Annotated in this window: 2 protein-coding genes and 2 rRNA genes; 3 read left to right on the top strand and 1 reads right to left on the bottom strand. The window is 37.1% G+C overall.

Annotated features, from left to right (window positions below; genetic code table 4):
- Positions 1–16: 16 nt before the first annotated feature.
- Entirely contained in the window at positions 17–1,027 is a 1,011-nt protein-coding gene (locus Q346_RS0102925; RefSeq protein WP_036438075.1) for an ATP-dependent 6-phosphofructokinase, read from the bottom strand.
- A 229-nt stretch (positions 1,028–1,256) separates the two neighbouring features.
- Here Q346_RS0102925 and Q346_RS0102920 point away from each other — a divergent pair, with 229 nt between their 5' ends.
- The 3 genes from Q346_RS0102920 to Q346_RS0102910 all read left to right on the top strand — a co-directional run.
- A complete protein-coding gene (locus tag Q346_RS0102920) occupies positions 1,257–3,635 on the top strand; it encodes a phosphoketolase family protein (protein WP_027332992.1) in 2,379 nt (792 codons plus the stop codon).
- A 245-nt stretch (positions 3,636–3,880) separates the two neighbouring features.
- Positions 3,881–5,393: ribosomal RNA gene (locus tag Q346_RS0102915) — 16S ribosomal RNA — on the top strand.
- Between the two features lie 305 nt (positions 5,394–5,698).
- Positions 5,699–7,525: ribosomal RNA gene (locus Q346_RS0102910) — 23S ribosomal RNA — on the top strand; the annotation flags it as partial.

The following is a 7,525-nucleotide window of genomic DNA, read 5'->3' as shown; positions in this document are numbered from 1 at the left end:
AAAATGCTTAAGAAACTTAAGCATTGAGCAAGTGAATATCATTAAATTTAATTGCTTTTTTTCTCGCTTTTTTCTTACTATCAGACTTTTGAGATAAAGCTTTTAACAATGGAACAGCTAATAAATCATTTTTCCTTGCACAAATTGCAATGCCTGATTGATTGTCGCAAAGTAAATCGATTGCTTTAATTCCCATCAAAGAAGCTAGAACTCTTTCTTGAGCAGTTGGATTACCACCCCTTTGAATATAACCTAAAATTGAATAACGAGTTGATCAACTAGTTTTAGAAGCAATTAAATCACGCAATTTGTCTAAATCATAAAGCTTTTCAGAAACAACAACAATAATACTTCTGTTAATTTTATGACTATTAAAGGCTTTATCATCATATTTTGAAGTGTATTCAGCACACCTTTTTGCTATTTCTTCATAACTTAAGGGCGCTTCTGAAATTGAAATAATTTCTGCTCCTGTTGCTAAACCTGAATATAAGGCCAAATCTCCACAACGATTTCCCATTACTTCAACAATTACAATTCTTTTATGACTATCTGATGTATCTCTAATACTATCAATACTACGAACAATTGTGTTTAAAGCGGTATCATAACCAATTGAATAATCTGAGGAATTAATATCATTATCAATAGTGGCTGGAATTGCAATCACATTAATGCCATTTTCATATAATAATTGAGCTCCGGCAAAAGAACCATCTCCACCAATTACTACCAAAGCATCGATATCATTATCTTTAATATTTTTAATTGCTTGATTATGAATTAATGGATTTCTAAAATCTAAGTGACGAGAAGTAAAAATGCATGTCCCGCCTCGGCAGTTCCAGAAGTCAAGATCAATTTGGCTTGCGTCTATAAAATTATTTTCGCATAATCCTTTAAAACCTTCTCTAACTAATAAGACTTCGATATTTTTTGATCTTGCAGCCTTATAAACTCCTCTAATAGCACTATTCATTCCAGGAGCATCTCCTCCGGAAGTCAAAATTGCGATTTTTTTAATCATGCAACTCCTTATATGAAAATTACCATATACAAAAATATTTTTTTATTTAAATTAATATAAATTATATTTTATAACTTACAATATATATGCAGAATTTTATAAGCTTAAAATTAGATTAAACTTGCAGAATTATGCAATTTTTAATAACAAATAATAACAAGATTTTAAGTTGTTGTAAAAACAATTAAAATCTTATTTTTCTATGAATTTAGAGACTAAAAGGAGTTATATGTCACATAATAATGATTATGATTCAAAAGCATATTTAGAAAAACTAAATGCTTGATGAAGAGCTGCTAACTATTTATCAGTTGGACAAATGTACTTAAGAAAAAATCCTTTATTAAGACAACCAATTACTGCTGATGATGTAAAACTTTACCCAATTGGACACTGAGGAACAATTTCAGGACAAAACTTCATTTATGCACATTTAAATCGTGTTATTAATAAATACGATTTAAATATGTTCTATATTGAAGGTCCAGGTCATGGTGGTCAAGTTATGATTTCTAACTCATATCTTGATGGAAGTTATACAGAACTATTCCCTGAAATTACTCAAGATATTGAGGGAATGACCAAAATGTTCAAAAGATTTTCATACCCAGGTGGAACAGCAAGTCACGCTGCTCCTGAAACACCTGGTTCAATTCACGAAGGTGGTGAATTAGGTTATGCAATGTCTCATGCTACTGGTGCAATTTTAGATAATCCAGAAGTAATTGCTGCAACTGTTGTTGGAGATGGAGAATCAGAAACTGGACCTTTAGCAGCTGGATGATTTTCAAATATTTTTATCAACCCTGTTAAAGATGGTGCGGTTTTACCTATTCTTTATATTAATGGTGGAAAAATTTCTAATCCAACAATTTTTGCTCGTAAAAGCGACAAAGATATTGAACTTTATTTCAAAGGTTTAGGTTGAGATCCATTATTTGTTTCAGGAAATGACCACATGCTTATGCATGAACAAATGGCAAAAGTAATGGATGAAGCAATTCAAAAAATTAAAGCTATTCAAACTGAAGCACGTAAAGGCCAAGCAAACGATGCCAAAATGGGAAATTGACCAGTTATTATTTTCCGTTCTCCTAAAGGATGAACTGGTCCTGCTACTTGAAAAGGTGAACAAGTTGAAGGTAGTTTCAGAGCACACCAAGTACCAATTCCTGTAAGTGCTAAAGATATGACTCACATTGATGAACTTGTAAAATGATTAGAGTCATACAAACCAAACGAATTATTTGACGAAAATGGAAGAATTTTTGCAGATATTCAAGCTTTAGCTCCAAAAGGTGATAAAAGAATGGTAATGAATCCAATTACTAATGGCGGAATCAATCCTAAACCTTTAGTAATGCCAAAATGAGAAGACTTTGCCCTTAAAATTGAAAAACCAGGTGCAATCAAAGCCCAAGATATGATTGAAGCAGGAAAATATTTTGCTGATATGATTGTAAAAAATCCAGATAATTTTAGAATTTTTGGACCTGATGAAACTAAATCAAATAGATTATGAGAAGTATTTAAAGTAACTCAAAGACAATGATTGCAAGGAACTGACAAAGTTTTAGATGAATGAATTGGACCTGAAGGTAGAGTTATCGACTCACAATTATCTGAACACCAAGCTGAAGGTTTCTTAGAAGGTTATGTATTAACCGGACGTCACGGAATGTTTGCAAGTTATGAATCATTTTTAAGAGTTGTTGATTCAATGTTTACTCAACACTTTAAATGAATGAAAAAAGCTGCTCATGTTAAATGAAGAAAAGATTATCCTTCATTAAATGTTATTGCAACATCAACTGCTTTCCAACAAGATCACAATGGTTATACTCATCAAGATCCAGGAATTTTAACTCATTTAGCAGATAAGTCACCTGAATATATTCGTGAATATTTACCAGCTGATACCAATACTATGCTTGCTGTTTTTGATAAAGCTTTCCAAGAAAGAGAAGTAATCAACTTAATTGTTACTTCAAAACAAGTAAGAAATCAATTCTATACTAAGGAAGAAGCTAAAGAATTAGTTGAAAAAGGTCTTAAAATAATTGATTGAGCTTCAAATGTTAAAAATAACGAGGAACCAGATTTAGTAATGGTTGCTTCAGGTACTGAACCTAACTTAGAAGCATTAGCAGCTATTTCATATTTACATAAAGCTTATCCAGAACTTAAAATTCGTTTTGTAAATGTAGTTGATTTATTAAGATTGCGTCACCCAAGCATCGATCCAAGAGGATATAGTGATGAAGAATTTGATGCAATCTTCACAAAAGACAAGCCAATCGTTTTTGCCTTCCATGCATATGAAGGTTTATTAAGAGATATTTTCTTCCACCGTCACAACCATAATTTAATTGCTCATGGTTACCGTGAAAATGGAGACATTACAACTTCATTTGATATTCGTTTAATGTCTGAAATGGATAGATTCCATATGGCAATTAGCGCTGCTAAAGCAGTCTATGGTGACAAAGCAACTGATTTTATAAATGAAATGGAAAATAAAGTGACAGAACATAAAGCATATATTCAAGAATATGGATATGATATGCCTGAAGTTGTAAACTGAGAATGAGAAAATATTAATAAATAAAATAATTAATACTAAATAATAATAAATAGAATCAAAGTTATAAAACTTTGATTTTTTTATTTGTTTTTTCTAAAAAATAAAGTATAGTTATAGAACATTTTTTTAATTGAATTTTGTCAAAAAAAATAAGCAAAAAAATAATAAAAAAAATGTTTTGTATTGATAATAAATATGCTATTATTAATAAGCTGATTTGTCAGCAATAATGTTCTTTGAAAACTAGATATATAAACATGACAGTCAATTTTTTCGAGAGTTTGATCCTGGCTCAGGATGAACGCTGGCTGTGTGCCTAATACATGCATGTCGAGCGAAGTTCTTCGGAACTTAGCGGCAAATGGGTGAGTAACACGTACTCAACGTACCTCTTAGATTGGGATAGCAGTTGGAAACAACTATTAATAACAAATACGTATAATTTTCGCATGAAGATTATATAAAAGTAGCGTTTGCTACACTAAGAGAGCGGGGTGCGTAACATTAGTTAGTTGGTGAGGTAATGGCTCACCAAGACGATGATGTTTAGCGGGGTTGAGAGACTGAACCGCCACACTGGGACTGAGATACGGCCCAGACTCCTACGGGAGGCAGCAGTAGGGAATATTCCACAATGAACGAAAGTTTGATGGAGCGACACAGCGTGCAGGATGAAGGCCCTATGGGTTGTAAACTGCTGTGGTAAGAGAAGAAAAAACCGAGGAGGAAATGCCTTGGTCTTGACGGTATCTTATTAGAAAGCAACGGCTAACTATGTGCCAGCAGCCGCGGTAATACATAGGTTGCAAGCGTTATCCGGAATTATTGGGCGTAAAGCGTCTGTAGGTTGTTTGTTAAGTCTGATGTTAAATTTTGGGGCTCAACCCCAACACGCATTGGATACTGGCATACTAGAGTTATGTAGAGGTTAATGGAATTCCTTGTGAAGCGGTGGAATGCGTAGATATAAGGAAGAACACCAATATGGCGAAGGCAGTTAACTGGGCATACACTGACACTGAGAGACGAAAGCGTGGGGAGCAAACAGGATTAGATACCCTGGTAGTCCACGCCCTAAACGATGATCATTAGCTGATGGGGAACTCATCGGCGCAGCTAACGCATTAAATGATCCGCCTGAGTAGTACGTTCGCAAGAATAAAACTTAAAGGAATTGACGGGGATCCGCACAAGCGGTGGAGCATGTGGTTTAATTTGAAGATACGCGTAGAACCTTACCCACTCTTGACATCTTCTGCAAAGCTATAGAGATATAGTGGAGGTTAACAGAATGACAGATGGTGCATGGTTGTCGTCAGCTCGTGTCGTGAGATGTTCGGTTAAGTCCTGCAACGAGCGCAACCCTTGTCCTTAGTTACTAACATTAAGTTGAGCACTCTAAGGAGACTGCCCGAGTAATTGGGAGGAAGGTGGGGACGACGTCAAATCATCATGCCTCTTACGAGTGGGGCAACACACGTGCTACAATGGTCGGTACAAAGAGAAGCAAACTGGTGACAGGGAGCAAACCTCAAAAAACCGATCTCAGTTCGGATTGTAGTCTGCAACTCGACTACATGAAGTCGGAATCGCTAGTAATCGTAGATCAGCTACGCTACGGTGAATACGTTCTCGGGTCTTGTACACACCGCCCGTCAAACCATGGGAGCTGGTAATGCCCGAAGTCGGTTTATAAACAAACTGCCTAAGGCAGGACTGGTGACTGGGGTTAAGTCGTAACAAGGTATCCCTACGAGAACGTGGGGATGGATCACCTCCTTTCTACGGAGTACAAAATACTTTATTACTTAATTTACTATTGGAGTAAATTAAATTCTTAACTTTATTAATCAGACCTATTAACCAATTTGTCATGGCTTTCAGGTCAAAAGCTTTATATCTAGTTTTGAGAGAACATTCTCTCAATTGTTCTTTGAAAACTGAATAGTAAGATATTTTAAAAATATTTACAACGACATCTTAACAAATATAAATGTCAATTTGTTTTGATCATCGAGTAATCATATAACTTATGATTTATTGAAATGTCTTAAAATACACATCATTAACCAAACAATAGGAAAATACTTTAAATAAGGAAGAGTTTGTGGTGGATGCCTTGGGTCTGGAAGTCGATGAAGGACGTGATTACCTGCGATAAGCCTCGTGGAACTGGAAATAAGTTATGAAGCGGGGATTTCCGAATGGGGGAACCTAACTAGTGTAATGACTAGTTGTCTAATTCTGAATACATAGGAATTATGAACGAGACACCTTGTGAACTGAAACATCTTAGTAGCAAGAGGAAAAGAAAATAAATAATGATTTCTTTAGTAGCGGCGAGCGAAAGAGAAAGAGCCCAAACCATATTTATATGGGGTTGTAGGACAGTCTACATAAAGTTACAAAATTTAATGATAACAGAAGCTTTTGGGAAGAAGCGCCATAGAAGGTGATAGCCCTGTATGTGAAATTGTTAAATCTTTTGACTGTATCCTGAGTAGGGCGGGGCACGTGAAACCCTGTCTGAATCTGCCGGGACCACCCGGTAAGGCTAAATACTAACCAGACACCGATAGTGAACTAGTACCGTGAGGGAAAGGTGAAAAGAACCCCGAGAGGGGAGTGAAATAGATTCTGAAACCACTTACTTACAATTAGTCAGAGCCCGTTTATGGGTGATGGCGTACATCTTGCAGTATGGACCGGCGAGTTACTTTAACATGCAAGGTTAAGCAGCTAAAAGCGGAGCCGTAGAGAAATCGAGTCTTAATAGGGCGCTTTAGTATGTTGAAGTACACCCGAAACCAGGTGATCTATTCATGAGCAGGCTGAAACTTGGCTAACCCCAAGTGGAGGGCCGAACCGTAGTACGCTGAAAAGTGCCCGGATGACTTGTGAATAGCGGAGAAATTCCAATCGAACTTGGAGATAGCTGGTTCTCCTCGAAATAGCTTTAGGGCTAGCGTGTGATGTTAAGTTTTGGTGGTAGAGCACTGAATATGGAATGGCGGCGCCTAGCTGTACTGACTATAATCAAACTCCGAATACCATTACGTATTGTCATGCAGTCGGAACCGGGGTGCTAACGTCCCGGCTCGCGAGGGTAACAACCCAGATCGTCGGCTAAGGTCCCAAAATTGTGTTAAGTCAGAAAGGTTGTGAGATTTCACAAACAACTAGGAAGTTGGCTTAGAAGCAGCCACCTTTTAAAGAGTGCGTAATAGCTCACTAGTCAAGAGATCTTGCGCCAATAATTTAACGGGAGTCAAACACAATACCGAAGCCACGGGTACATATGTACGTTAGAGGAGCGTTCTTAGGGCAATGAAGTCAGACCGTGAGGACTGGTGGAGCGCTAAGAAGTGAGAATGCCGGTATGAGTAACGATTCGTAGTGAGAATCTACGACGCCTATTGGGGAAGGTTTCCTGGGCAAGGTTCGTCCACCCAGGGTTAGTCAGGACCTAAGGCGAGGCTGATAAGCGTAGTCGATGGACAACAGGTTAATATTCCTGTACTTTCTATAAATGTGATGGAATGACGGAGAAGGATAGTTTTACCACTTATTGGATTGTGGGGTAAATTTCAACTGGGACTAGCAGGCAAATCCACTAGTCAATACCGGGAGAAATGACGCATAGCCGCAAGGCGAATTAAATGATTTCATACTTCCAAGAAAAGTTTCTAAACTTAAATTTATGGAAACCTGTACCGAGAACGGACACACGTCCCCAAGATGAGTATTCTAAGGCGAGCGAGAAAACTAGTGTTAAGGAACTCTGCAAAATGACCCCGTAAGTTCGCAAGAAGGGGCACCCATGGTAATACATGGGTCACAGTAAATTATGAGGGGCAACTGTTTATCAAAAACACAGCTCTCTGCTAAACCGCAAGGTGATGTATAGGGGGTGA

The organism is Mycoplasmopsis gallinarum DSM 19816 (genome assembly GCF_000621085.1).
Lineage (GTDB): Bacteria > Bacillota_I > Bacilli_A > Mycoplasmatales > Metamycoplasmataceae > Mycoplasmopsis > Mycoplasmopsis gallinarum.
Note: the sequence above shows the minus strand (reverse complement) of the source record. Positions and strands in the feature narration are given on the sequence as shown.